The organism is Streptomyces sp. NPDC099050 (assembly GCF_044759865.1).
Taxonomy (GTDB): domain Bacteria; phylum Actinomycetota; class Actinomycetes; order Streptomycetales; family Streptomycetaceae; genus Streptomyces.
The window spans coordinates 125,271-147,237 of sequence record NZ_JBIWAE010000007.1 but is presented as its reverse complement, the minus strand read 5'-3'; the positions used below and the strand labels follow the sequence as shown (position 1 = coordinate 147,237).

Sequence of the window (21,967 nt, the reverse complement as noted above, 5' to 3'; positions counted from 1 at the left end):
CGCACCCGACGCGCTCCCCTCGCTTGCCTCCCGGCACGAGGGGTTTTTTGTTGCACTGGCAACGTCGAATCTCGTAAAACCCTCCTCGTAAAACCCTCAGCTTCGAGAAGAGAATGCCGATGACCGAGCAGGCCACCGGGGCCCACCATCCGCAGCCGCGGGCCCGTTCCGGCGGACACCAGTCCGCCGCAGTTGAGCACGTCACGGGTGCGCAGTCCCTCATCCGCTCTCTCGAAGAGGTGGGGTGCGACACCGTCTTCGGCATTCCGGGCGGCTGCATCCTCCCCGCGTACGACCCGCTGATGGACTCCAAGAAGGTCCGTCACATCCTGGTCCGCCACGAGCAGGGCGCCGGCCACGCCGCGACCGGCTACGCGCAGGCCACGGGCAAGGTCGGCGTCTGCATGGCCACCTCCGGCCCGGGCGCCACCAACCTGGTGACCCCGATCGCCGACGCGCACATGGACTCCGTGCCGATCGTCGCGATCACCGGCCAGGTCTCCTCCAAGGCGATCGGCACCGACGCCTTCCAGGAGGCGGACATCGTCGGCATCACCATGCCGATCACCAAGCACAACTTCCTGGTGACCAAGGCCGAGGACATCGCCCGGACCATCGCCGAGGCCTTCCACATCGCCTCCACCGGCCGTCCCGGCCCGGTCCTGGTCGACATCGCCAAGGACGCCCTGCAGGCGAAGACCACCTTCTCGTGGCCGCCCAGCCAGGACCTCCCCGGCTACCGGCCGGTCACCAAGCCGCACGCCAAGCAGATCCGCGAGGCGGCCAAGATGATCGCCGCCGCCAAGCGGCCGGTCCTCTACGTCGGCGGCGGCGTCATGAAGGCCGGTGCGACCGCCGAGCTGAAGGTCCTCGCCGAGCTCACCGGCGTCCCGGTCGTCACCACCCTGATGGCCCTGGGCTCCATCCCGGACAGCCACCCGCAGAACGTCGGCATGCCGGGCATGCACGGTGCCGTCACCGCCGTGACCGCGCTCCAGAAGTCGGACCTGCTGATCGCGCTCGGCACCCGCTTCGACGACCGCGTCACCGGCAAGCTGGACAGCTTCGCCCCCTTCGCCAAGGTCATCCACGCGGACATCGACCCGGCCGAGATCGGCAAGAACCGCGCCGTGGACGTCCCGATCGTCGGTGACGCCCGCGAGGTCATCGCCGACCTGATCCAGGCCGTCCAGGCCGAGGCCAACGACGGCAACGCCGGCGACTACACCGCCTGGTGGAAGGACCTCAACCGCTGGCGCGACACCTACCCGCTGGGCTACGACCTGCCGGAGGACGGCACGCTCTCCCCCCAGCAGGTCATCGAGCGGATCGGCCAGCTCGCGCCCAAGGGCACCATCTACGCGGCCGGCGTCGGCCAGCACCAGATGTGGGCCTCGCACTTCGTGAACTACGAGGAGCCCCGCACCTGGCTGAACTCCGGCGGCGCCGGAACCATGGGCTACGCGGTCCCCGCCGCGATGGGCGCCAAGGTCGGCATGCCGGAGCGCACGGTCTGGGCGATCGACGGCGACGGCTGTTTCCAGATGACCAACCAGGAACTGGCCACCTGCGCGCTGAACAACATCCCGATCAAGGTCGCGATCATCAACAACGGCGCGCTGGGCATGGTCCGCCAGTGGCAGACCCTGTTCTACAACCAGCGCTACTCGAACACCGTCCTGCACGGGGACGAGACGGGCACCGACACGGCCGTCGGCTCCCAGCTCGGCGAGTCCGCCGCCCCGCGCATGGGCACCCGCGTCCCGGACTTCGTCAAGCTGTCCGAGGCCATGGGCTGCGTGGCGCTGCGCTGCGAGGACCCGGCCGACCTGGACAAGGTCATCGCCGAGGCCAACGCGATCAACGACCGCCCGGTCGTCGTCGACTTCATCGTCCACGAGGACGCCATGGTGTGGCCGATGGTCGCCGCCGGCACCTCGAACGACGAGGTCATGGCCGCCCGGGGCGTCCGCCCCGACTTCGGCGACAACGAAGACGACTGAGCCGAGAGAGCCCGAGAGAGAGAACGACTCACATGTCCAAGCACACGCTCTCCGTCCTGGTCGAGAACACGCCCGGCATCCTCGCCCGGATCGCCGCACTGTTCTCCCGACGCGGGTTCAACATCGACTCCCTCGCGGTCGGTGTCACCGAGCACCCCGACATCTCGCGGATCACCATCGTCGTGAACGTCGAGGACCTCCCGCTGGAGCAGGTGACCAAGCAGCTCAACAAGCTGGTCAACGTGCTCAAGATCGTCGAGCTGGAGCACACCAACGCCATCGAGCGCGAACTCGTTCTGGTGAAGGTCCGCGCCGACAACGAGACGCGCTCGCAGATCGTCGAGATCGTCCAGCTGTTCCGCGCCAAGACCGTCGACGTCTCTCCGGAGGCCGTCACCATCGAGGCCACCGGCGGCACCGACAAGCTGGGCGCGATGCTCAAGATGCTGGAGCCCTTCGGCATCAAGGAGCTCGTCCAGTCCGGCACGATCGCCATAGGGCGCGGCGGCCGGTCCATCACGGACCGCAGCCTGCGCGCGCTCGACCGCAGCGCCTGAGCCCGGCGGGCCGGTGACACCGGCCCGCCGGGCCCCGCCCGTCCGTTCCCGTTCCCCGTTCCTCGCTCGCTCGTATGGCGAGACCGAGAACCACGTATTCCGTTCCCCGCCGTACGGTGGGAGCAACACCAGCGCACCAAGGAGATATCCCAGTGGCCGAGCTGTTCTACGAGAACGACGCCGACCTGTCCATCATCCAGGGCCGCAAGGTCGCGGTCATCGGTTACGGCAGCCAGGGCCACGCCCACGCGCTGTCGCTCCGTGACTCCGGCGTCGACGTCGTCGTCGGCCTGCACGAGGGCTCGAAGTCCAAGGCCAAGGCCGAGGAGCAGGGCCTGAAGGTCCTCCCGGTCGCCGAGGCCGCGGCCTGGGCGAACGTCATCATGATCCTGACCCCGGACCCGCTCCAGGCCGAGATCTACGCCGCCTCGATCGAGTCGCACCTGGAAGAGGGCGACGCGCTCTTCTTCGGCCACGGCTTCAACGTCCGCTACGGCTTCATCAAGCCCCCGGCCAACGTGGACGTGGCCCTGGTCGCGCCCAAGGGCCCGGGTCACCTGGTCCGCCGTCAGTACGAGGAAGGCCGCGGCGTGCCCTGCATCGCCGCCGTCGAGCAGGACTTCACCGGTTCCGCCTTCCAGCTCGCGCTGTCGTACGCGGCCGGCATCGGCGGCACGCGCGCCGGCGTCATCAAGACCACCTTCACCGAGGAGACCGAGACCGACCTGTTCGGTGAGCAGGCCGTCCTCTGCGGTGGCGCCTCCGCGCTGGTGAAGGCCGGTTTCGAGACGCTGACCGAGGCTGGTTACCAGCCCGAGATCGCGTACTTCGAGTGCCTGCACGAGCTGAAGCTCATCGTCGACCTCATGTACGAGGGCGGCCTGGAGAAGATGCGCTGGTCGGTCTCCGAGACCGCCGAGTGGGGCGACTACATCACCGGTCCCCGCATCATCACGGACGCCACCAAGGCCGAGATGAAGAAGGTCCTCGCGGAGATCCAGAGCGGCGAGTTCGCCAACACCTGGATGGCCGAGTACAAGGCCGGTCTGCCGAAGTACAACGCGTACAAGAGCGCCGACGAGGCGCACCTGCTGGAGACCACCGGCAAGAAGCTCCGCAAGCTGATGAGCTGGGTCGACAACGACGAGAGCTGATCCGCTTCGCCGCGGGGCCGGGACGGTGCGTCCCGGCCCCGCGGCACATCGGCTCAGGCACCCGCACGAGGGCCCTGCGGAGGACCGCTTGTCCACCCTGGCCAATCTCGTGCGGGTGATCCTTCCTTACAGGCGGAATTCCCTCGCGGATCCGCCACTACACTGCTCAACACAACGCGTCAGGCCCACAGTGTCGTGCGTCTTCCACGCGGCTACCCCCCTCCACCGCCTGCGGCCGTCGGGACGGCCGTCCGCACTGGACTTGTGAGGACCCACGTGAGCTCGAAACCTGTCGTACTCATTGCCGAAGAGCTGTCGCCCGCCACTGTCGAGGCGCTCGGCCCGGACTTCGAGATCCGCCACTGCAACGGCGCCGACCGCGCGGAGCTGCTCCCCGCGATCGTGGACGTCGACGCGATCCTGGTGCGTTCCGCGACCAAGGTCGACGCGGAGGCCATCGCCGCGGCCAAGAAGCTGAAGGTCGTCGCCCGCGCCGGTGTCGGTCTCGACAACGTCGACGTCTCGTCCGCCACCAAGGCCGGCGTGATGGTCGTGAACGCCCCGACCTCCAACATCGTCACCGCCGCCGAGCTGGCCTGTGGCCTGCTCGTCGCGACGGCCCGCAACATTCCGCAGGCCAACACCGCCCTGAAGAACGGCGAGTGGAAGCGGAACAAGTACACGGGTGTCGAGCTCAGCGAGAAGACCCTCGGGGTCGTCGGCCTCGGCCGCATCGGCGTCCTGGTCGCCCAGCGGATGTCGGCCTTCGGCATGAAGATCGTCGCGTACGACCCCTACGTGCAGCCCGCGCGCGCCGCCCAGATGGGCGTCAAGATGCTGACGCTCGACGAGCTGCTCGAGGTCGCCGACTTCATCACCGTGCACCTGCCCAAGACCCCCGAGACCCTCGGTCTCATCGGGGACGAGGCCCTGCACAAGGTCAAGCCGTCCGTCCGCATCGTCAACGCCGCCCGCGGCGGGATCGTGGACGAGGCCGCGCTGTACTCGGCCATCAAGGAAGGCCGCGTCGCCGGCGCCGGCCTCGACGTGTACGCGAAGGAGCCCTGCACGGACTCCCCGCTGTTCGAGCTCGACCAGGTCGTCTGCACCCCGCACCTCGGCGCGTCCACGGACGAGGCCCAGGAGAAGGCCGGCGTCTCGGTCGCCAAGTCGGTGCGCCTCGCGCTCGCCGGCGAGCTCGTGCCCGACGCGGTCAACGTCCAGGGCGGCGTCATCGCCGAGGACGTCCGTCCCGGGCTGCCGCTCGCCGAGAAGCTCGGCCGCATCTTCACCGCGCTGGCGGGCGAGGTCGCGGTCCGCCTCGACGTCGAGGTGTGCGGCGAGATCACCCAGCACGACGTCAAGGTGCTCGAACTCTCCGCGCTCAAGGGTGTCTTCGAGGACGTCGTCGACGAGACGGTCTCCTACGTCAACGCCCCGCTCTTCGCGCAGGAGCGCGGGGTCGAGGTCCGCCTGACCACCTCCTCGGAGTCCCCGGACCACCGCAACGTGGTGACGGTCCGCGGCACCCTGTCGGACGGTCAGGAAGTCTCGGTCTCCGGCACGCTCGTGGGCCCGAAGCACCTGCAGAAGATCGTCGGCATCGGCGAGTACGACGTGGACCTGGCGCTCGCCGAGCACATGATCGTCCTGCGCTACGCCGACCGCCCGGGCGTGGTCGGCGCCGTCGGCCGCATCCTCGGCGAGGCCGGCCTGAACATCGCGGGCATGCAGGTCGCCCGCGCCGAAGAGGGCGGCGAGGCCCTCGCGGTCCTCACCGTCGACGCCGAGGCCCCGGTGAACGTCCTCGCGGACATCGCCACCGAGATCGGCGCCGTCTCGGCCCGTACGGTCAGCCTCGGCTGACGCCGCGGCAGCTGACAGAGCGAAGGGCCCGGGGGAGACCCCGGGCCCTTTCGTGTGTCCCGCCCCGTTACGCCGCCGAGTGCGCGAGCGCTTCGCCGGCCGGGGCCGGCTCCGCCGGAGCCGGGGCGGGGGCTCCGCGTCCCCGGAGCAGGGCCGCGGCGAGCAGCGCCGCCGCGAGGAGCAGGACCGTACCGCCCCAGGCCGCGTACTGCATTCCGTGTACGAAGGCCTCCCGGGCCGCGGCCAGGACCTGCCCGCCGGCCGCGCCGCCGAGCCCCTGGGCGGTGGCCACGGCCCCGCCGAGGGTCTCCCGTACGGCGGGCTCGGAACCGGCCAGGTCGGAGCGGTAGACGGCGGTGCCCAGACTGCCCAGGACGGCCATCCCGAGGGCGCCGCCGAACTCCTGGCCGGTCTCCAGCAGGGAGGCGGCGGAGCCGGCCTTCTCGGCGGGAGCGGAGCCGAGCGCCATGTCGGAGACCAGGGACATCACCGTGACGATGCCGGAGGCGAGGACCCCGGCTCCGGTCAGCAGCAGCCACAGCGAGCCGGTGTCCACCAGGCCGATCAGGGCGAACCCGGCGGCGGCGAGGACGAAGCCGCCCGAGATGACGTAGGCCCGGTCGGTCTTCTGGGCGAGGGCCGCGCCGACGGGGGCGGCGGCGCCGATGAGGACCGAGGGGGCGAGGCTCCAGAGGGCGGCTTCCAGGGTGCCCATGCCGAGCACCGACTGCAGGTACTGGGTGGTGAAGTAGGCCGAGCCCATCATGGCGAAGGCGGCGACGGTGTTCAGGCCGATGCCGGCGCCGAAGCCGCGCCCCCGGAAGAGGGTCCGGGAGACCATGGCGTCGCCGCGGGTGCGCTGGCGGCGGACGAAGAGGTACCCGAAGGCCAGACCGGCGGCGAGGCAGCCGGCGCGGAGCGGGGTGAGGCCCTCGGCGGCGATCTCCTTGAGGCCGTAGACCACCGGCAGCACGGCGGCCATCGACAGCGGCACGCTCAGCAGGTCGAAGCGGCCGGGCGCCGGGTCCTTGAACTCGGGGACCAGTACGGGGACCAGGATCAGCAGGAGCAGCATCGCGGGCACGTTGACCAGGAAGACGGAGCCCCACCAGAAGTGGTTCAGCAGCACGCCGCTCATGACCGAGCCGAGGGCGATGCCGCCGGTCATGACGCCGGACCAGATCGCGATGGCCTTGCCGCGCTGCCGCTCGTCCTGGAAGAGGTTGCGCACGAGGGCGAGCGTGGACGGCATCAGGGTGGCGCCGCCGATTCCGAGCAGGACCCTCGCCGCGATGAGCATCTCGGTGCTGGAGGCGTAGGCGGCGGCGACGGAGGCGAGTCCGAAGGCGGCCGCCCCGGCCAGCAGCAGCTTGCGGCGGCCGATCCGGTCGCCGAGCGAGCCCATCGTGATGAGCAGGCCCGAGAGGGCGAAGGCGTAGCTGTCGAAGATCCAGAGCTGCTGCGTGGCGCTGGGGTCCAGCTCCCGGGTGATGGCCGGGACGGCGAAGTAGAGGACGGAGACGTCCATCGAGACCAGGAGCAGGGGGAGGACGAGAACGGTGAACGCGGTCCATTCCCGGCGACCGGCGAGGCGTGCGGCGGGATTCTGGGGGCTCTGGGGGTCCGGGGGGCTCTGGGGGTCCTGGGGGTTCGTCATGAGCAGCAATGTACAAGCGTCATAAACGACTGTCTAGTACGTCTGTATAGAACGATTGTGTAGGACGTTTGTCTTGGACGGGTGTCTTGGCTACCGTGAAGGCATGGGACATCGCGAAGACTTGCTGGAAGGCGCCAAGAAGTGCCTGCTCGAGAAGGGTTTCGTGGGCACGACGGCCCGCGACATCGTCAAGGCCTCGGGCGCGAACCTGGCCTCGATCGGCTATCACTACGGCTCGAAGGACGCCCTCATGACGGAGGCGTTCATGGCCGTCGTCCAGGAGTGGGGTGACCGGTTCACGGGTGCGGTGAAGGGCGAGGGCGGCTCGCTGGAACGCTTCCGCTCGGTGTGGGACGGGGTGCACGCCGGGCACGAGGAGTCCGGCCCGATCTGGGCGGCCGGCATGGAGGTCGCGGTGACCCGGGACCAGGACCGGCTGCCGGAACTGCGGGCGCTGCTCGCGGCCTCGCAGGGGGAGGGGCGCAAGGGGCTGGTCTCGATGTTCACCGGCATGCCCGAGGAGGACCTGACGGAGGAGGACCTGCGGACCGCCGGCGCCTTCTACCAGGCCCTGCTGAACGGGTTCATGATCCAGTGGCTCTTCGACCCCGCGTCGGCCGCGACCCCGGCGGAACTGACCGAGGGCATGCGGCGGGCGGTGGCGGCGATGACGGCGGCCAAGGCCGGTCCGGCCTAGGTGGTGGCCGTCAGCCGTGCAGGCGGGCGGCCTTGAGGGCCATGTGCAGGAGCAGGCGGTCCTCGCCCTCGTCCAGGTCGAGGCCCGTCAGCTGCTCCACCCGGGACAGCCGGTAGTACAGGGTCTGGCGGTGGATTCCCAAGGCCGCCGCCGCGCGGCCCGCCTGGCCGGCGCAGTCCAGGAACACCTCGGCCGTCCGGGCCAGTTCGGGATTGGCCGGGCCGCGCAGGGCGCGGGCCACCGGGTCGTCCAGGGCCTCCTCGGCGACGGAGGCCAGCATGCGGTAGGGCCCGATCGCGGACCACTGCGCGACCGGCCCGAGCCGCGGCCCGGCGGCGGCGGCCCGGGCGGCGGCGGTGGCCTGCTGCCAGGCGGCGGGCAGTGCGGTGAGGGCCCGCACGGGGTCGGACACCCCGGCGGTCACTCCGGTGGCCGCCCCGGGGGCGGCTGCTTTGCCGGCGGGAGGCAAGCCCGCTGCGCCGACCGCGCGGGGCATCAGGCGGGAGATCGCCGTGAGGGCCGGAGCCAGCGGGTCCGTGCCGCGCAGGCGGATCAGGACCGCGAGGGACTGCCCCGCCGGGCCGTCACCCGGGCGGGGCTCCTGCTCGCCGGCCCCCCGCCGGGGCACCACGCACACGGCCGCCGCTCCCGGGACCGAAGCCGGGGCCTCGCCGGACCACGGGCTCACGCAGACCGCGGCGTGCGGTCCTTCGCCGCCCGGGCCGAGTGCCACCCGTAGCGCGGCCACCGCCATGTCCTGCTGCCAGCCGCGCCCGGCGGTGAGCAGCGCGAGGAACTCCCGGGACAGGTCGGCCCCCGCCCGGGCCTCCTCCGCGAGCAGCAGCCCGATCCGCTGGGCCACCTCCATGGCCGCGGCCAGCGCCTGCTCGTCGGGGCCGGGATCCTGGTCGAGGAGCCACACGTAGCCCTGGACGATCCCGCGGTAGCGCACCGGCAGGCAGATCCGCCCCCGGAAGACGCCGGCGTCCGGGGCGGCCGGGATCCTGACCGGTCCGGTGGCGCGGGCGATGCCGAAGCCCTCGAACCAGGACCGGACGGCGGTGGTCGACTGGCGGGTCAGGATCGAGCGGGTCCGTACCGGGTCCATGGCCAGATCGTCATCGCTGTCGTGCGCGCCGAAGGCGATGAGGCGGAAGTCCCGGTTCTCCAGCGTCGCCGGAGCGCCGAGCAGCGCGGAAATCTCGTCCACCAGGTCCTGGTAATCGCCTTTCACTCGCACATTCTCCCACCCCAGCAGCCGCTCTTCAGACAGATGTATGAGATCCGGGCCACGGATGCGTGACAGCTGTCGATGGCAGAGGATCGGGGAGATCCCTAGGTTTCACGGTGGTTTTACTTGCGTTTTCCTTATGGCCTCCGTCGTCCCGGCGCGGGCTGAATGTCTGCTTCTGCCCGCCCCCGTTGGAGGTACCCCGTGCTGGGTCCCGCGATCCTCGCCGCCTCGCGCAGCGACAAGATGCGCCGAATCGTCTCTGCCGCCCCGGTGACCAAGCCCGTGGTGAACCGGTTCATCCCCGGTGAGACGGTCGACCAGGTCATCCCGATCGTCGAGGACCTGACGGGCAAGGGCCTGGAGGTGACCCTCGACGTCGTCGGCGAGGACATCACCACGGTGGAGCAGTCCCACGCGGCCCGCGACGCGTACCTCGAACTCATCGGGCAGCTCGCCCACCTGGGCCTCGGCGAGACCGTCGAGATGTCGGTGAAGCTGTCCATGTTCGGCCAGGCGCTGGAAGACGGACACGAGCTGGCCCTCGCCAACGTCCGCCCGGTCGTCGAGGCCGCCGCCGCCATCGGCACCACCGTGACCCTGGACGCCGAGGACCACACCACCCTCGACTCGATGTTCGCCATCCACGAGGAGCTGCGCCGCGACTTCCCGCAGACCGGCTGCGTGATCCAGGCGTACCTCTTCCGCACCGAGGCCGACGCCCGCCGCCTGGCCGCGGCCGGCAGCCGCGTACGCATCGTGAAGGGCGCCTACAAGGAGCCCGCCGAGGTCGCGTACCAGGACAAGGCCGAGATCGACAAGGCGTACGTCCGGATCCTGAAGATCCTCATGGACGGCGAGGGCTACCCGATGATCGGGTCCCACGACCCGCGCCTGATCGCCATCGGCCAGGAGCTCGCCCGCAAGGCGGGCCGCAAGCTGGACGAGTACGAGTTCCAGATGCTGTACGGCATCCGCGGCGAGGAGCACCTGCGGCTGGCCGCCGAGGGCCACCGCATGCGCGTCTACACGGCGTACGGAACCGACTGGTACGGCTACTTCATGCGGCGCCTCGCGGAGAAGCCGGCCAACCTGCTCTTCTTCCTCCGCTCGATGATCACCAAGAACTAGGCCCTCCCACTAGCTCAAGGAGCACCCCGCATCATGGACGCTGTAACCCAGGTCCCCGTGCCGGTCAACGAGCCGGTCCACTCGTACGCCCCCGGCACCCCGGAGCGCGCGCGCCTCGAGACGCAGCTGAAGGAGCTGTCCGAGAACCCGATCGACCTCCCGATGACGATCAACGGCGTCAAGCGGATGGGCGGCGGCGAGCGCTTCGACGTCGTGCAGCCGCACGACCACAAGGCGGTCATCGGCACCTACGCGAACGCCACGAGGGCCGACGCCCAGGAGGCCGTCGACGCCGCCCTGGCCGCCGCCCCGGCCTGGCGCGCGATGTCCTTCGACGACCGCGCCGCGATCATCCTGCGCGCCGCCGAGCTGCTGTCCGGCCCGTGGCGCGAGAAGCTGGCCGCGTCCACGATGCTGGGCCAGTCGAAGACCGCGCAGCAGGCCGAGATCGACACCCCGTGCGAGCTCGTCGACTTCTGGCGCTTCAACGTCCACTTCGCCCGCCAGATCCTGGCCGAGCAGCCGGTCGCGAACTCCGCCGGCGTGTGGAACCGCAGCGACCACCGCCCGCTCGAGGGCTTCGTCTACGCGATCACCCCCTTCAACTTCACGGCCATCGCGGGCAACCTGCCGACCGCCCCGGCCCTGATGGGCAACGTGGTCGTGTGGAAGCCGTCCCCGACGCAGACCCACTCCGCCGTCCTCCTGATGGAGCTGCTGGAGGCGGCCGGCCTGCCGAAGGGCGTCATCAACCTGGTGACGGGCGACGGCATCGCCGTCTCCGACGTGGCGCTGACCCACCCCGAGCTCGCGGGCATCCACTTCACCGGTTCGACCAAGACCTTCCAGTACCTGTGGAAGACGGTCGGCACCAACATCGAGACGTACAAGTCCTACCCGCGCCTGGTCGGCGAGACCGGCGGCAAGGACTTCGTCGTCGCGCACCCGTCCGCGGACCGCGCGATCCTGAAGACCGCCCTGACCCGCGGCTCCTTCGAGTACCAGGGCCAGAAGTGCTCGGCGTCCTCGCGCGCCTACGTCCCGGCCTCGATCTGGAACGACGGCTTCAAGGAGGCCTTCGCGGCCGAGGTCGACGGCATCACCATGGGCGACGTCCGCGATCTGACGAACTTCATCGGCGCCGTCATCGACGAGCGTTCCTTCGCGAAGAACAAGGCCGCGATCGACCGCGCGAAGGCCGACCCGACCTGCGAGATCGTCGCCGGCGGCACGTACGACGACTCGGAGGGCTACTTCGTCCGCCCGACCGTCATCGCGTGCACCGACCCGGAGAACGAGGTCTTCACGACCGAGTACTTCGGCCCGATCCTCGCGATCCACGTCTACGAGGACGCGCAGTTCGACGCGATGCTCGCCCAGATGGAGTCCGTCTCGGCGTACGCCCTGACCGGCGCCGTCATCGCGCAGGACCGCTACGCGGCGGCCGACGCGATGGAGAAGCTCCGCTTCGCCGCGGGCAACTTCTACATCAACGACAAGTCGACCGGCGCCGTCGTCGGCCAGCAGCCCTTCGGCGGCGGCCGCGCCTCGGGCACCAACGACAAGGCCGGCGCGGCGTCGAACCTGATGCGCTGGACGTCGACCCGCTCCATCAAGGAGACCCTGGTGGCCCCGACCGACTACGGCTACCCCCACATGGGCTGACCCCGGCCCCACAGAACCCCGCCCCCGTTCCGGTACCCCCAAGTCCGGAGCGGGGGCGGTTTCATGTCCGCGGGCCCGCCTAGACCTCGACGATGACCTGGTCCAGGGACTTGCGGGTCAGGTCCGGGACCTCGCAGTCGTCCGACGGGTAGCCGACCGGGATGACCGCGAAGGCCTTCTCGTTCTCCGGGCGGTTCAGGACGTGGGAGAGGAAGCGCATCGGGCTCGGGGTGTGGATCAGGGCGGCCAGTCCGGAGAGGTGGAGGGCCGACAGGAGCATGCCGACCGCGATGCCGACCGACTCGTCCACGTAGTAGTGCTTGTGCTTCGTGCCGTCCTCGCCGAGCCAGTAGCGCTGCTGGAAGACCACGATCAGGGCCGGGGCGTCCGTGAGGTGGGTCTTCACGGCGTCCGTGCCGATGGGCCGCAGGGCCGCGAGCCACTCGTCGCCGAGCCGGCCGTCGTAGGAGAGCTGCTCCTCCTGCTCGGCGGCCGCGCGGATCTGCTCCCGGACGGCCGGGTCCTTGACCAGGACGAAGGTCCACGGCTGCTGGTGCGCCCCCGAGGGCGCGGTCGCGGCGCACGCGATGGCGTCCCGGACCACCTGCTCGGGCACCGGGTCGGCGGAGAAGTGGCGTACGGTCCTGCGCTCGTCCATGCGCGTGCGCAACTCGGCGGCGCGCGCGAGGGATTCCGGCGCCGGCATCCGCTCGGGGCGGTAGGGGGCGGGACGGTACGGCTGGCCGTGGATCGGGGTCCACTGCTGGGTATCGGGAGACATGGGGCGAGTCTGCCGAGCCAATGGTCCAGACCGCCAGAGCCGCGTCGGCCCAATCCGGCCGGTGGGCGATATTTCATGTCCGCATAGCGGATACGGGTGGTGGGGGGACGGCGCTCGCGAGGGGGCGGCGTACGTGTGGACGCCGCCCGGCGGTGGGGTGCTGCTCGACCCCACCGCCGGGCCGCTGTACTTCGACTGGCGCGACGGGGACGTTCTCTAGCGCTCTGGCTAGCTGCCGCTGATGCTCGGCGCGCCCGTCTCGATGTGGCCCGTGTAGCGGCGCGACCAGGTGCCGTCGGAGTCGGCGAGGACCGTGAAGTCGTACCAGCCGTTGTTGTAGGCGACGGCGTTGAAGTAGTCCTCGCGCGAGGAGTTCGCCGGCACGGTGTACGTCCACGGGCCGTCCGTGCGGTAGGCGTTCGCGCGGATCGTGAAGGTGACCGGTGAGGCGGAGGAGTTGGTCAGTTTGAGGTACAGCGCCGTCTTGCCGGTGCCCGGCTCCACCGCGAAGCGGGAGGCGACCTCGATGGACTTGCCCGCCTTCGACGCGTCGCCGATGAAGCGCCGCAGGAAGCGGTTCGGCCCGTACATCGAGATGTCGTACTTGCCGGAGCCGCTGCCCGTCCCGATGTTGAAGTAGTCCGACGAGGTGGCACCGGCGTCCACCGTGTACTGCCAGGCGGCCGTGTCCCGGTGCTGGTGCGGGTGGATCGAGAAGTGCGCCGTCTGCTTCGCCTCGGCGCCCGCGTTCGTCATCGAGAACCAGGCCAGGATCTTGCCGCCCGAGCCGAACTCGAAGCGGTCCAGGTTCCCGTTGACCTGGTACGGAACGGGGCGCGCGGGCCGGGTCCCGGCCTCCTGCGCCGGCTGCGCGTTGTCCTGCGGCACCGGGTTGGGCATCGGGCCGCAGGTCGCCTGGCCGATGACCTTGGCCGTGGACGGCAGGCCCGCGGGAACCCCGTAGACCGGGTGCGCGAAATCGAAGACGCCCGTCAGGTCGCCGGTGACCTTGCGGCGCCACGCGCTGATGTTCGGACAGTTCGCGGGGGTGCCGAGCGCGGCCGTCCACTTCTCCATGAAGCGCAGCACGGAGGTGTGGTCGAAGACTTCGGAGCTCACCCAGCCGCCGCGGGTCCACGGGGACATCACGATCATCGGGACGCGGAAGCCGAGCCCGATCGGGACGCCGTCGATGTACTCGCCCGCGGTGCCGGGCGGGGCGATCGGCGGCGGGACGTGGTCGAAGAAGCCGTCGTTCTCGTCGTAGTTGAGGAAGAGGACGGTGGAGTCGAAGACCTCGGGGTTGGCCGAGAGCGCGCGGTAGACCAGGTCCACGAAGTGCGCGCCGTCGCCGGGCGGGGCGTACGGGTGCTCGGAGAAGGCCTCGTTCGCCACGACCCAGGAGACCTGGGGGAGGGTGCCGGCGACGACGTCCGCGCGGATGGCGGCGGCGATGTCGTCGGGGGTGGAGCCGGTGACCTTGGGGACGGAGCCCATGCCGCGGTCCCACAGGGGGTTGCCGGGCTTGGCGTCCGTGAACTTCTTGAAGTAGGCGAGCCCGTTGTCCCCGTAGTTGTCCTGGGCGTTCTGGTACACCTTCCAGCTCATGCCGGCCCGCTGGAGGGCCTCCGCGTACGTCTCCCAGGTCAGCCCGGACTCCTCGCCGCCGTCCTTGCTGCCCGCGTCGATCTTGCCGCTCCACAGGAAGGTGCGGTTGGGGCCGGTCGCGCTCAGGGCGGAGCAGAAGTAGGCGTCGCAGATCGTGTAGGCGTCGGCGATCGCGTAGTGGAACGGTATGTCGCCGCGGTCGAGGTACCCGAGGGTGCGGGTGTTGCCGACGCCGGTGACGAAGTTGTCCATGCGGCCCTTGTTCCAGGCCGCGTGCTGCGAGGTCCAGCTGTGCGGGAGGTCGCCGTTGCACTGGGCGAGGGTCTCGCCGTCGACGCCGCCCACCGGCGGGGTGGAGCTGAGCTTCCACGGGTACTGGCGGCCGCCCCAGTTGGGCTGGTTGAACGTGCCCCAGCCGCCCGGGATGTTGCCGGCCGCGCGGTCACCGAAGCCGCGGACACCCTTCAGCTTGCCGAAGTAGTGGTCGAAGCTGCGGTTCTCCTGCATCAGGATCACCACGTGCTTCACGTCGGTGATCGTGCCCGACGCGGCGGCCGCGGCCGCCGAGGCCGGCGCGATCGCGGGCAGGGTCGCCCCTGCCATCAGCCCGGCGCCGATTCCCACGAATCCTCTGCGGCTGATAGGTGTCACTGGCTGCTCGCCTCCAACTCAAGTGCCCCGCTGGCACATTGACGGCAAGCGTGGCGGCAGTCGCGCCAAAGGTCTACATCCGTGCGGTAAGAAGTCGGTGAACATCCGGGTGGCTGGATTCAGACACCGATGCGTACGAGCATTTTTCCCAGATTTTCGCCCCGGAGCATGCCCCGGAAGGCCTCCACCGTGTGATCAAACCCCTGGACAACGGTGGTGTCGGCACCGATCCGGCCGCTGCGCAGATGAGGCACGAGGAAGTCCTCCAGCTCGTCCTGCAGATTGGTGTGATTGCGAACCAATACCCCTTCCAGGCGCAGCGACTTGTGTACGACCTCGAAGAGGTTGCGGGGCGCGGCGGGGGAGCGGTCGCCGTTGTACATCGAGATCCCGCCGACCCAGGCGATCCGCCCGTACTCGCGCAGCACGTCGATCGCGCCCTCCAGGTGCTCCCCGCCGACGTTGTCCACGTAGACGTCGATGCCGCCTCCGGTGGCGGCCGCCGCCCGCGCGAGCTGCTCCCCGACCGGCCCGTCGTGGTAGTCGAAGGCCGCGTCGAAACCGAGGGTCCCGGTGAGGTGGCGGACCTTCGCCGCCGAACCCGCGCTGCCGATGATCCGGCGGGCGCCGAGCAGCCGTGCGATGTGGCCGGTGGCCGTGCCGACCCCGCCCGCCGCGGCCGAGACGAAGAGGTCCTCCCCCTCGCGCAGGGCCGCGGTGCGGGTCAGGGCGGCGTACGCGGTCAGGCCGGTGCCGCCGAGGATCGAGAGGTACGCCTCCAGCGGGACGCCCGGGTGGCCGCGCAGCTTGCGGGCGCCGCCGGCGCCCAGGGTGACGAGGGCGTGGGTGCGCCAGCCCTCGCGGTGGAAGACCAGGTCGCCCTCCGCGAGGCCGGGGTCGCGGGAGGCCACGACCCGGCCCACCGAGCGGCCTTCCAGCGGGGCGCCGAGCTCGAAGCCGCCCTCGCCGCCGTCCATCAGTCCGCGGTGGTAGGGGTCCACGGAGAGCAGGAGGTTCTCCACCAGGGCCGTGCCGGGCCGCGGCTGGGGGACGGGGGTCCGCACGTAGGCGAAGTCGGAGGCGGCGGGGAAGCCGGCCGGCCGGGCGATCTGGTGGACGGCGTGAGCGGTGTTCGTGGTCATGGCCAGGACGCTAGGAGGGAATCGCCGGGCCGGGCAGAGGGTTGGGCTCATGGAAGCCGCACACCCATGAATGACGCTCATAGAACGAGGTGAGAGCCCTGTGGCCGAGCTCCTCCCGCAGGAACTGCGGGTGCTGGTGGCCGTCGCCGAGCGCGGCGGCTTCTCCGCCGCGGCCGCCTCGCTCGGCCTCACCCAGTCGGCCGTCTCGCACTCGGTGCGCGGCAGCGAGGCCAAGCTCGGCGCGGTGCTCTTCGACCGCGGCCGGACCGGGGCCTCGCCCACCCCGGCGGGGGAGCGGGCCGTCGGGCACGCCCGCCGGATCCTGCGGCTCCACGAGGTCATGGCCGCGGAGGCGCGCGGCGCGGGCCGGGCCGCCGGCCCGCCGGTGCTGGACGGCGTCCTGCGGATCGCCGCCTTCCGCAGCGCGGCCCTGCACCTGCTGCCCCCCGCCCTGGAGCGGCTCGCCGCCCGGCACCCCGGCATCCGCCCCGAGGTCCGGGTGGTGCGCGAGCTCGGCGCCGGTACGGCCGGGGAGGTGGCCGCGGGCCGCGCCGACCTCGGCATCGCGACGCTGGGCGTCGCGCAGGGTCCGCCGCCCGGTCTGCTGAGCGGGGTGCTCCTGGAGGAGGCGTACGCCCTGGTGCATCCGGCGGGACACCCCGACCCGAAGGCACTGCCCCTGATGGACTGGGACGAGAACTGCGGCTCCTACACCCGCGCCTGGTGGCGGGCGCAGGACTGGATCCCGCGGGCCACCGTCAAGGCGGAGGACGACGCGATGGTGCTGACCATGGTCGGCCGGGGGCTCGGCATGGCGATCATGCCCGAGCTGTCCCTCCGGGAGGCGACCGGAGCCGTGGACATCACCGGTCTGGGTCCGGAGGGGCCGGTGAGACGGGTGGGGTACGTCACCGCACCGGAATCCGCCGCCACTCTCGCCGTACGTGCTCTGATCAGGGAACTTCGAGCCCAGAGCGGCTGAAACCGGAGCCCGTAAAGGCGCCTTCCGGGCCGCACGGCGTCTCAGATAGTAGGAAGTCCGAGTAATTGCGGAGACATACAGCGGGAGCTGGCTTACGTTGTAGAAGCCGAACGTCTCGCCGATCCGGCGAATGGCGGTCGAGAGCGCGCGCCCGATGGCAGGCAACCCCTGCCGCGCGCCGCTCCCCGCCTCTTCCGGCGCCTTGAAGGAACCCCTCATCCGTGGCCCCGCCACGCCGTGATCTCAAGGAGTCGATCACCATGACGCACACCCCCTCCACCACCGCCCGCCGCGTCCGCCGCTCCGCCTCCGCCGACGCGGACCGCAAGAACGCCGCCGCTGCCCTGCAGCGCGCCCTCGACCGCCGCGACAACGGCGGCTCGACCGGTCACTGACCGGCGACGGGCCGGCCCGCGACCGGCCCCCGACCGGCCACTCACCGGCCCCCGACCTGCCCTGACAGGCCGCCGGCCCGCCGCCGAGCGCACCCCCGGCCCGGGACATATTGCGTCCACATGATGGACGCAATATGTCTGAGGGGTGGGACAAGGAGTACGGTTCCACCATGTCGACCAGCATCAATCTCGCAGTGATCCCCGGTGATGGCATCGGCCAGGAAGTCGTGGCTCAGGGCCTCAAGGTCCTTACCGCGGTCCTGCCCCAGGATGTGAAGCTGGAGACCAAGGAATACGACCTCGGCGCCCAGCGCTGGCACCGCACCGGTGAAACCCTCCCGGACGCGGAGCTCGAGGCCCTCAAGCACCACGACGCGATCCTGCTGGGCGCCATCGGCGACCCCTCGGTCCCGTCGGGCGTCCTGGAGCGCGGTCTGCTGCTGAAGCTGCGCTTCGCCTTCGACCACTTCATCAACCTGCGCCCGTCGAAGCTCTTCCCCAACACGGCCACCCCGCTCGCCGGCCGTCCGGAGATCGACTTCGTCGTGGTCCGCGAGGGCACCGAAGGCCCGTACACCGGCAACGGCGGCAGCCTGCGCACCGGCACCCCGGCCGAGGTGGCCACCGAGGTCAGCCTCAACACGGCCTACGGCGTCGAGCGCGTGGTCCGTGACGCGTACGAGCGCGCCAACGGCCGCCCGCGCAAGAAGCTGACGCTGGTCCACAAGAACAACGTCCTCGTCTACGCCGGTCACCTGTGGAAGAACATCTTCGACAAGGTCGGCCAGGAGTACCCCGAGGTCACCACCGACTACCTGCACGTCGACGCCGCGACGATCTTCTTCGTCACCCAGCCGGAGCGCTTCGACGTCATCGTCACGGACAACCTCTTCGGTGACATCCTCACCGACCTGGCCGCCGCCGTGACCGGCGGAATCGGCCTGGCCGCCTCGGGCAACATCAACCCGACCGGCGCCTTCCCGTCCATGTTCGAGCCCGTCCACGGCTCGGCCCCGGACATCGCCGGCACCGGCAAGGCCGACCCGACCGCGACGATCCTCTCCGTCGCCCTCCTGCTGCGCCACCTCGGCTACGAGGCCCAGGCCGCCCGCATCGAGGACGCGGTCTCCGCCGACCTCGCCGAGCGCGACGGCACCTTCCGCTCCACCGACGCCATCGGCGACGCCCTCGCCGCGCGAGTAGCCGGCTGACCCGGTAGCTCCACCTCCAGGAAGCCGCCGGGTCGCGACCACCGCACCCGGCGGCTTCTCCTGTGCGGCCCCGGGTGCCACCATCTCCTCTGGGCCGCATTCACCCCGTTTCACCGAAGCCCCCTCGCGCGCGATAATCGAACGCGAGGCCGCGGAATACGGGGAAGCTCGGACGTCCTAGTACGCCGTGAGCGCGGTCCGCCCTACAAAACCGGTGAAGGACAAGCACTCATGACGACGACGCCCACGATCGAGCTGAAGCCCTCCTCGAACCCCCTGTCCGCCGCGGAGCGCGACGCGATCCTGGCGAGCCCCGGCTTCGGCCGCCACTTCACCGACCACATGGTGACGGTCAAGTGGACCGAGGGCCGCGGCTGGCACGACGCCGAGCTGGTCCCGTACGCGCCGCTGTCGATGGACCCGGCGAACATGACCCTGCACTACGCGCAGACGATCTTCGAGGGGCTGAAGGCCTACAAGCAGCCCGACGGCACCGTCGCCACCTTCCGCCCGCAGGCCAACGCCGAGCGCTTCCAGGCCTCCGCCCGCCGGATGGCGATGCCGGAGCTGCCGACCGAGCTGTTCATCGACGCCTGCGACGCGCTGATCAAGCAGGACCGCGCCTGGGTGCCGGACTCCGGCGAGGCCTCCCTCTACCTGCGGCCCTTCATGTTCGCCACCGAGGTCGGCCTCGGCGTCCGCCCGGCCAACGAGTTCCTCTTCATCGTCATCGCCTCCCCGGCCGGCGCCTACTTCCCCGGGGGCGTCAAGCCCGTCTCCGTCTGGCTCTCCGAGGAGTACGTCCGCGCCGCCAAGGGCGGTACCGGCGCCGCCAAGACCGGTGGCAACTACGCCGCTTCGCTCGTCGCGCAGGCCCAGGCCGCCGAGCACGGCTGCGACCAGGTCGTCTGGCTCGACGCGGTCGAGCACCGCTGGATCGAGGAGATGGGCGGCATGAACCTGTACTTCGTGTACGGCGACCGGATCGTCACCCCCGAGCTCACCGGCTCGCTCCTCCCCGGCATCACCCGCGACTCCCTCCTCACCATCGCCCGCGACCTCGGCTACACCGCCGAGGAGGGCCGCATCACCACCGAGGACTGGAAGCGCGACAACGAGAACGGCACCCTGACCGAGGTCTTCGCCTGTGGTACGGCCGCCGTGATCACCCCGGTCGGCTCCGTCAAGTCGGAGCGCGCGAACTGGACCCAGGGCGACGGCGAGCCCGGCGAGGTCACCATGAAGCTCCGCAAGGCCCTCCTGGACCTCCAGACCGGCCACAAGGCCGACACCCACGGCTGGATGCACCCGCTGGGCTAGTACGCCCCGTCCCGAACGGCTCGAAGGCCCCCCGCGATACGCGGGGGGCCTTCGGGTTTTCGGATGGGAGGGGCGGCGGGAGGGGCATGGTCAGCCCTTCTCGTCCGCCTCGCCCTCGCGCTTCTTCTTGCGCTCCTGGTTCGTCCCCTCCGGGCCGAGGCCCACCGGGGCGTCACCGAAGGCGTAGACCAGGCCCGCGACTCCCTTGACGATCTTTCCCGCCACGTATGCGAGTTCTTCCACGACGCCTCCCCGTGTCGTTGGTGGCGGCCGTGTCCTGTTCGGCCACCGCTGTACGGGTAGACGCCACCGCGGGCCGAACGGTTGATCGCCGGCTCAGGCGGCCACCGGCTCCTCGACGGCCTCCGCTGCCGGGGCGGTACGGGCGGTCAGTGCCGCGTAGAGCAGGCCGCCGGTCAGGCCGGAGAGGATGAAGGAGCAGTCCACGCCGTTGGTCAGGGCCAGCAGCGGGCCCTCGTAGAACGGGGTGGTCACGGCGAGCAGGCCGACGCCCGCGCCGACGGCCCAGGAGAGGGTGGCCTGGATGTTCCAGCCGCCGCGGAACCAGTAGACCCCGCCCTTGGCGCGGTGGTTGAAGACCTGGAGGGCCTCGGCGTCGTAGCGGCCGCGGCAGCGTACGTGGCCGATGAGGGTGATCACGGCCCACGGCGTGCCGATCGCGGTCAGCAGGAGCACGAACGAGGTCATCGCGGCCTGGACGTCCCACGAGAAGGAGCCGACGAACACGAACGCGGTGGCCACGGCCGCGGCGATCACGGTGGCCGTGGTGCGGGTGGCCCTGGGGACGATGGCGTCCAGGTCGAGGCCCATGGAGTAGAGCATCAGCCCGGCGTTGCCGATCGATCCGGCCGCCGCGGCGGCCAGCAGCGGAACCAGGTACCAGAACGGCGCGGCGTCGACCAGCGGACCGGCGTACTCGGCGCCCGCCCGGGCGGCGAGCGCGGTGTAGGTGCCGAAGAGCTGCGGGATCAGCAGCCCGACGAGCAGGCCGAGCCCGGTGGACCAGAGCACCTTGCGGGAGCTGTGCCGGCGCGGGGAGACGTAGCGGGTGTAGTCGCCGAGCAGGGTGATGAAGGCGACGGGCCCGCTGAGCCCGGCCGCGACGGCGGCGAGCAGCCAGGTCGGCCAGAAGGAGCCGAGCAGGTACGCGGTGTCGGGCGGGGCGGCGGTGGTGAAGTCGGGCGCGTAGGCGAACACGCCGACGGCCAGCAGCAGCACCATGCCGATGGAGAGCACCTTGCTCATGCGCAGCAGCAGCCGGTAGCCGAAGACGGCTGCGACGACGGTGCACGCGGCGAGCACGCCGTACATCACGGCCCGGGAGAGGCCGGTGTCGGGCAGCCCGGTCAGCCGGGACAGGGTGCCGACCATCACGTCGCCGCCTATCCACAGGGTCAGCGCGGTGTAGCCGAGGGAGAGCAGCAGGCCCACCACCGAGCCGACGAGCCGGCCGCGGACGCCGAACTGGGCGCCGCTGGACGTGGAGAGGTTGGTTCCCGTGCGCAGGGAGACGAGCGCCAGCGGCGCGGTGAAGGCGATGCCGACGAGGGTGCCGGTCACGATGGCGGTGACCGACGGCCACAGCCCCAGTCCGAAGGACGGGGGCAGCCAGCCGAAGACGATCACACCGAGGCAGAGATTGGAGCCGAGGAGGATCGAGATCAGGTCACGGGGACCGCTCGTCCGTTCCTCCTCCGGGATGGTGTCGACTCCGCGCTGTTCGATGGGCATGGGGGACTCCCTTGGCAGGGCGGGGGGTGGCAATACCGTGATGGCAATGTTTGAGCGACACTCAATGTGACCTAAGCCCTGGTCTCAGGTCAATGCTTCATTGCATGCAAATGAAGAGTTAGAGTGATGCTCTAACCCATCGACTCAAAGGGTGGTGGATCGGC

At 70.6% G+C, this 21,967-nt stretch carries 18 protein-coding genes; 11 read left to right on the top strand and 7 right to left on the bottom strand.

Translation table 11 applies throughout. The annotated features are described in order from the left end of the window. The first annotated feature begins 113 nt into the window (after window positions 1-113). The 4 genes from ACIQV3_RS14505 to serA all read left to right on the top strand — a co-directional run bounded on the left by ACIQV3_RS14505 (window position 114) and on the right by serA (window position 5,580). Window positions 114-2,003 carry an acetolactate synthase large subunit gene (locus tag ACIQV3_RS14505; RefSeq protein WP_403712720.1) on the top strand — a complete coding sequence of 630 codons (1,890 nt, stop codon included), beginning with the start codon at window positions 114-116 and terminating at the stop codon, window positions 2,001-2,003. Window positions 2,004-2,035: 32 nt separating this feature from the next. Next, window positions 2,036-2,560 carry an acetolactate synthase small subunit gene (ilvN, locus tag ACIQV3_RS14500; RefSeq protein ID WP_243337813.1) on the top strand — a complete coding sequence of 175 codons (525 nt, stop codon included), beginning with the start codon at window positions 2,036-2,038 and terminating at the stop codon, window positions 2,558-2,560. Between the two features lie 152 nt (window positions 2,561-2,712). Beyond that, window positions 2,713-3,714 (top strand): ketol-acid reductoisomerase, encoded by a 1,002-nt coding sequence (gene ilvC / locus ACIQV3_RS14495; RefSeq protein ID WP_403712719.1) that lies wholly within the window; start codon window positions 2,713-2,715, stop codon window positions 3,712-3,714. Between the two features lie 276 nt (window positions 3,715-3,990). Next, window positions 3,991-5,580, top strand: coding sequence for a phosphoglycerate dehydrogenase (gene serA / locus ACIQV3_RS14490; protein ID WP_403712718.1), 1,590 nt, complete (start codon window positions 3,991-3,993; stop codon window positions 5,578-5,580). Window positions 5,581-5,647: 67 nt separating this feature from the next. Here serA and ACIQV3_RS14485 read toward each other — a convergent pair whose 3' ends face one another. Continuing rightward, window positions 5,648-7,237, bottom strand: a complete 1,590-nt coding sequence (locus ACIQV3_RS14485) for an MFS transporter (RefSeq protein WP_403712717.1) — start codon at window positions 7,235-7,237, stop codon at window positions 5,648-5,650. Window positions 7,238-7,340: 103 nt separating this feature from the next. Here ACIQV3_RS14485 and ACIQV3_RS14480 point away from each other — a divergent pair, with 103 nt between their 5' ends. Beyond that, window positions 7,341-7,934 (top strand): TetR/AcrR family transcriptional regulator, encoded by a 594-nt coding sequence (locus ACIQV3_RS14480; RefSeq protein WP_403712716.1) that lies wholly within the window; start codon window positions 7,341-7,343, stop codon window positions 7,932-7,934. 10 nt (window positions 7,935-7,944) lie between these two features. On the opposite strand, the gene ACIQV3_RS14475 is transcribed toward ACIQV3_RS14480, so the two are convergent. Beyond that, entirely contained in the window at window positions 7,945-9,168 is a 1,224-nt protein-coding gene (locus ACIQV3_RS14475; RefSeq protein ID WP_403712715.1) for a PucR family transcriptional regulator, read from the bottom strand. A 201-nt stretch (window positions 9,169-9,369) separates the two neighbouring features. Here ACIQV3_RS14475 and ACIQV3_RS14470 point away from each other — a divergent pair, with 201 nt between their 5' ends. Together ACIQV3_RS14470 and pruA are read left to right on the top strand one after the other, a co-directional pair. Further along, window positions 9,370-10,296, top strand: coding sequence for a proline dehydrogenase family protein (locus tag ACIQV3_RS14470; RefSeq protein ID WP_403712714.1), 927 nt, complete (start codon window positions 9,370-9,372; stop codon window positions 10,294-10,296). Window positions 10,297-10,329: 33 nt separating this feature from the next. Then, a complete protein-coding gene (gene pruA / locus ACIQV3_RS14465) occupies window positions 10,330-11,961 on the top strand; it encodes an L-glutamate gamma-semialdehyde dehydrogenase (protein ID WP_403712713.1) in 1,632 nt (543 codons plus the stop codon). Between the two features lie 79 nt (window positions 11,962-12,040). Here pruA and ACIQV3_RS14460 read toward each other — a convergent pair whose 3' ends face one another. From ACIQV3_RS14460 to ACIQV3_RS14450, 3 genes are all read right to left on the bottom strand, one after another. Then, window positions 12,041-12,742, bottom strand: a complete 702-nt coding sequence (locus ACIQV3_RS14460; protein ID WP_403712712.1) for a nitroreductase family protein — start codon at window positions 12,740-12,742, stop codon at window positions 12,041-12,043. 228 nt (window positions 12,743-12,970) lie between these two features. Beyond that, entirely contained in the window at window positions 12,971-15,001 is a 2,031-nt protein-coding gene (locus tag ACIQV3_RS14455; protein WP_403712711.1) for a phosphocholine-specific phospholipase C, read from the bottom strand. A gap of 119 nt (window positions 15,002-15,120) precedes the next feature. Continuing rightward, window positions 15,121-16,143 carry an NADP-dependent oxidoreductase gene (locus ACIQV3_RS14450; RefSeq protein WP_403712710.1) on the bottom strand — a complete coding sequence of 341 codons (1,023 nt, stop codon included), beginning with the start codon at window positions 16,141-16,143 and terminating at the stop codon, window positions 15,121-15,123. A 100-nt stretch (window positions 16,144-16,243) separates the two neighbouring features. Between ACIQV3_RS14450 and ACIQV3_RS14445 the strand changes: the two genes are divergently transcribed. The 4 genes from ACIQV3_RS14445 to ACIQV3_RS14430 all read left to right on the top strand — a co-directional run bounded on the left by ACIQV3_RS14445 (window position 16,244) and on the right by ACIQV3_RS14430 (window position 20,051). Then, window positions 16,244-17,125 (top strand): LysR family transcriptional regulator, encoded by an 882-nt coding sequence (locus ACIQV3_RS14445; protein WP_403712709.1) that lies wholly within the window; start codon window positions 16,244-16,246, stop codon window positions 17,123-17,125. Window positions 17,126-17,385: 260 nt separating this feature from the next. Next, window positions 17,386-17,520 (top strand): hypothetical protein, encoded by a 135-nt coding sequence (locus tag ACIQV3_RS14440; RefSeq protein WP_266881296.1) that lies wholly within the window; start codon window positions 17,386-17,388, stop codon window positions 17,518-17,520. A gap of 170 nt (window positions 17,521-17,690) precedes the next feature. Then, window positions 17,691-18,731, top strand: a complete 1,041-nt coding sequence (locus ACIQV3_RS14435; RefSeq protein WP_250742445.1) for a 3-isopropylmalate dehydrogenase — start codon at window positions 17,691-17,693, stop codon at window positions 18,729-18,731. Between the two features lie 231 nt (window positions 18,732-18,962). Continuing rightward, window positions 18,963-20,051 (top strand): branched-chain amino acid aminotransferase, encoded by a 1,089-nt coding sequence (locus ACIQV3_RS14430; RefSeq protein WP_403712708.1) that lies wholly within the window; start codon window positions 18,963-18,965, stop codon window positions 20,049-20,051. Window positions 20,052-20,141: 90 nt separating this feature from the next. Here ACIQV3_RS14430 and ACIQV3_RS14425 read toward each other — a convergent pair whose 3' ends face one another. Then, window positions 20,142-20,294, bottom strand: a complete 153-nt coding sequence (locus ACIQV3_RS14425) for a hypothetical protein (protein WP_403712707.1) — start codon at window positions 20,292-20,294, stop codon at window positions 20,142-20,144. A 93-nt stretch (window positions 20,295-20,387) separates the two neighbouring features. After that, window positions 20,388-21,803 carry a cytosine permease gene (locus ACIQV3_RS14420; protein ID WP_403712706.1) on the bottom strand — a complete coding sequence of 472 codons (1,416 nt, stop codon included), beginning with the start codon at window positions 21,801-21,803 and terminating at the stop codon, window positions 20,388-20,390. Window positions 21,804-21,967: the final 164 nt, after the last annotated feature.

Excerpts from the sequence above, each read along its gene's own strand:
- ACIQV3_RS14430 (WP_403712708.1), top strand. The coding sequence starts at position 18,963 with ATGACGACGACGCCCACGATCGAGCTGAAGCCCTCCTCGAACCCCCTG.
- ilvN (WP_243337813.1), top strand. The coding sequence starts at position 2,036 with ATGTCCAAGCACACGCTCTCCGTCCTGGTCGAGAACACGCCCGGCATC.
- ACIQV3_RS14435 (WP_250742445.1), top strand. The coding sequence starts at position 17,691 with ATGTCGACCAGCATCAATCTCGCAGTGATCCCCGGTGATGGCATCGGC.
- pruA (WP_403712713.1), top strand. The coding sequence starts at position 10,330 with ATGGACGCTGTAACCCAGGTCCCCGTGCCGGTCAACGAGCCGGTCCAC.
- ACIQV3_RS14460 (WP_403712712.1), bottom strand. The coding sequence starts at position 12,742 with ATGTCTCCCGATACCCAGCAGTGGACCCCGATCCACGGCCAGCCGTAC.
- ACIQV3_RS14485 (WP_403712717.1), bottom strand. The coding sequence starts at position 7,237 with ATGACGAACCCCCAGGACCCCCAGAGCCCCCCGGACCCCCAGAGCCCC.
- ACIQV3_RS14440 (WP_266881296.1), top strand. The coding sequence starts at position 17,386 with ATGACGCACACCCCCTCCACCACCGCCCGCCGCGTCCGCCGCTCCGCC.
- ACIQV3_RS14420 (WP_403712706.1), bottom strand. The coding sequence starts at position 21,803 with ATGCCCATCGAACAGCGCGGAGTCGACACCATCCCGGAGGAGGAACGG.
- ACIQV3_RS14480 (WP_403712716.1), top strand. The coding sequence starts at position 7,341 with ATGGGACATCGCGAAGACTTGCTGGAAGGCGCCAAGAAGTGCCTGCTC.
- ACIQV3_RS14450 (WP_403712710.1), bottom strand. The coding sequence starts at position 16,143 with ATGACCACGAACACCGCTCACGCCGTCCACCAGATCGCCCGGCCGGCC.
- ACIQV3_RS14505 (WP_403712720.1), top strand. The coding sequence starts at position 114 with ATGCCGATGACCGAGCAGGCCACCGGGGCCCACCATCCGCAGCCGCGG.